General features: G+C 47.0%; 2 protein-coding genes and 1 pseudogene. All 3 read right to left on the minus strand.

Annotated elements, in window-relative coordinates:
• Positions 1-1,349 (minus strand): annotated as a pseudogene (locus DXB92_RS12910) (DEAD/DEAH box helicase); the annotation flags it as partial.
• A complete protein-coding gene (locus DXB92_RS12915) occupies positions 1,336-1,626 on the minus strand; it encodes a VRR-NUC domain-containing protein (protein WP_117734192.1) in 291 nt (96 codons plus the stop codon). The gene DXB92_RS12915 and the pseudogene DXB92_RS12910, both read right to left, overlap by 14 nt.
• A gap of 198 nt (positions 1,627-1,824) precedes the next feature.
• The coding region (locus DXB92_RS12920; protein WP_117734193.1) for a phage/plasmid primase, P4 family at positions 1,825-3,803 on the minus strand (1,979 nt) is incomplete at its 5' end.

Raw genomic sequence — 3,803 nt, forward strand, 5'->3', positions numbered from 1 at the left:
CAATTTCAGCACGCACAGCAGTCATCAAAGCGGTCTGGGTTTGTTCTTTCTGGATCAGGGCTTTCAGGATGCGTTCGTCAATCGTATCCTTGGTGATGAGATGTTGAATGACAACCGTTTCGGACTGCTGCCCCTGCCGCCACAGTCTGGCGTTGGTCTGCTGGTAGAGTTCCAGACTCCATGTCAGCCCAAACCACACCAACACATTTCCGCCTGCCTGCAAATTCAAGCCATGCCCGGCAGCGGCTGGGTGCAGCAGACCAACTTGCAGCCTTCTGGCATTCCAGTTCCGGATACTGTCGGAGGATTGGATTTCCTGATAGGAAACATTCAGTTTTCGCAGTCGCTCTTGAATCCGCTCCAAATCATGCTTGAACCAGTATGCCACCAGAACGGGCTTGCCGTTGGCGGCTTCTATTAAGTCTTCCAGTGCATCCAGCTTTCGGCTGTGAATAGGAATCACTGTTCCGGTGTCGTCATACACTGCACCATTTGCCAGTTGGGAAAGTTTGTTGCTGAGAGCGGCAGCGTTGGCAGCAGTAATCTCGGCGTCCTGCATCTCCAGAATCAGTTCAGACTTGAACCGCTTGTAAGTTTCTTGCTCCGTGTCGGACAGCTGCACGGGATATTCGTTGGAAAGTAATTCCGGCATGTGCAGATGGTCGAGGGCTTTCATCGAAACGGTGATGTCCGATATTTTTTCGTAGATCCGTTCTTCTGCATCGGGCAGGGGCTTGTAGGAATACACGATATATCCGTTCTGCTTGTCCGGCTTGAAGTAGGCATTCCGGTACTGCCCGATGAATCTGCCAAGCCGCTGCCCCATATCCAGAAGACGAAACTCTGCCCATAAATCCATTAAGCCGTTGCTGGCAGGCGTTCCAGTCAGCCCGACGATTCTTTTCACTTTTGGTCGAACTTTCATCAGTGCCTTGAAGCGTTTGCTCTGATGGTTCTTAAACGAACTCAATTCATCAATCACCACCATGTCATAATCGAACTTCGTGTTGTTGACAAGCCAGTCGATATTCTCCCGGTTGATGATGTAGAGGTCGGCAGGAGCGTTCAGGGCAGCAAGGCGTTCTTCCTCTGTGCCGACCGCTATGCTGTATCGCAGCGGTTTCAAGTGCTCCCATTTTTCAATTTCAGCAGACCATGTATCACGGGCAACTCGCAACGGTGCAATAATCAAAACTTTTCTGACCGTAAACAGATCAAACATCAAATTGTGGATTGCGGTCAGTGTTGTTATGGTTTTGTCAACCTAAGCCCATGTCAAGGAAAAGGGCTGCTGTCTTATGTTTCTCTATGAACTTAACTGCATATTCTTGATAATCATGAAGCTTCATTACTCATCACCTCTTTTATGATTTTATCGATGTCCTCACAAGCATCCAAGACATAAACCAGAAAACCCAATCGCCTCAGAAGTTTATGCCGGGAAAGTTGAAGCGGTCTGGGTTTCTCTCCGGGTGCTTTCACTTCCACAAAAGCGATCCTGCCGCCGGGCATCAATACGATACGATCTGGAACTCCTGCCGTTCTGGGAGACGTGAATTTCCAGCACACACCGCCATTTTGCTTTACTGCCTTTGTGAGTTTTTCTTCAATTATTTTTTCTCGCATGGATTCTCCCATTTTTAGGGGCTTTGACACTCTACGACAGTCATTTACAAACCTTATATATAGAGATTTTTTTTACTTTTTTTCTCGCCTGCGTAAAGACTATATATGAGTGTCTTAAAGTGTCATTTGCCCTATTTTCCGTTGATTTTTACTTTTTTTATGACGCTCTAAATATTCAAATGACAGTCAAAATCCTACTTAATCAAGAAAATCAAACTTTATTTGAAGTCCAAGTATCAATCTTGCAGAAGCTGTTCTCTTCTTTTTGTACCCAGCCTGTTCCAAAGCAGAATAGAAATCTGATGTGCTGCGAACAAACTCACCATTTTCAAGACAGTATTCACGGTAGTGCCGATATAGTTCTCCGGACTTTTCCTGATAGCTTTTATCCCCCTCACAGCATTCATTGATGAAATTTCCAAGCCAGTCATTGCCTTCCCGATAGGCTCCGATTGCATCTAAAACACACTGCGGTCTGTTGATCTGATAGTTTGCAGCAATGACCTTTCTTGCACCTTCAATCAGCCAGGAAAGCACTGCACCGCCAGCGTTATCGACCAAGTGCTGCGTGTAGTTTTTGATGTCCTTAGAACCCTGAATTTTTGCGTGAAATGGAATGACAATCAATCTCCGCCATGTGCCATCATCCGATGCACCAACCTTCGGAAGATGATTGGTATACAGCACCAAAGTGTGAGAGGGTTCAAAGTGGAATGGTGCTTTGAATTTCTTTTCGGCAAAGATCGGATCCGTGGAACAGAGCTGCTTGACGACACTGGTATTCAGCCGCATCCCTTCTTGCAATTCTGCCGCAATAATCATCCGTTTTCCTTTCAGTTCCGCCATCTCCGGCTTCACGTTTCTCTTGCAATTGACAGTCAGGGCATCTGCTGAAATGTTTCCGCTGTAACTTCCCAGAACCTTGTAAATGACATTCCAGAACGTGCTTTTGCCGTTTCGTCCGTCACCGTAGGCAATAATCATCGCCTCCAAATACACCTTACCCACAATACAAAGTCCGCAAATCATCTGCACATAATCAATCAAACTCTGGTCACCGCAGAAGAACACCTGCAAGGCATCCCCCCACAAATCCTTACCAGCATCACTTGGAACAACCGCCGTCACTTTCGTTAAGAGGTCAGCAGGATCTGTAGGCTTCCAGCCATTCAATCCTTCGGGCAGATAGTAAGTTCCACCTGGAGTATTTAAGAGCATTGGATTGCTGTCAAGGGCTTCTGGATTGTGGAGAACCAGCGGCTTTGCAGCATCCAGTGCATTGGTCATACTGCGAACATGGCGGTATTTCATCACGAATGCCTTGAAAGTGGCATAGTACTGATACTCCTTGTATGCGGCGATCTGTTCCTCGTCCAGACTATCCCGAAACTTTTTGCCGCCATTGATTGCTGCATCTCTTGCAACACCGAGGCTTTCCAGTTTCAGAAGGGATGCCTCCACCTGCTTTTCGGCTTCTGCCAGCTGTATGTCTGTATGTTCGATCATAGCAAGGGTGACAGCGTGCTCTGACTCCTCCCAGTAGGTTCCGTTGTAGCGAAGATAATCGGTCGCAATAGTAAACGCCACCTCATCTGAAAAGCCTTCTACAAATGTGCGAGCCTCTCCAACATCCGAAAAATCATCGGGAATCAGGGATTGTTTGCCATATGCTTCGGGAGAAATATATCCTTCCTGCGAGGTTACTTTTTTGCCGAATTTGCAGGCACTGTGCCAGATGGTTTCCAGTTCTTCATCTGGCAGCGGCGGTTCGCATTCGGCTGCTTTTTCCAGGAACTTCTGATAACTTTCCTCAGTCACACCAAAACGCTTGACCAGCTTTCCAGCCATGCGAGACATTGTGCTGTTACGCTGTCCCTGCGGAATGTTACGATTTGACTTCATCAGTGTAAGCCAGTCCTCAATGGATAAACTACCTTCGTGCAAGAACACATCACTCGGACAGCCAAAGAGAAAACGTGAGGCATCCAGTGCATTTCCGTCAAAGAACGGCAGTTCCTTATGGATTTTCTGCTTTATCGCCTTATGGGAATTTGCATCGTTGCAGAGTGCTGTCGGGAAAAATACGTGAAAACGTGGTCGTGCAGACTTATTCCCTTTCGCCAGCATATGATGACGGCTGTAGGTCACTGCAAATGCAACATCTCCTAAGCTGTTCA

Source organism: Ruminococcus sp. OM06-36AC (assembly GCF_003438725.1).
Lineage (GTDB): Bacteria > Bacillota > Clostridia > Oscillospirales > Ruminococcaceae > Ruminococcus_C > Ruminococcus_C callidus.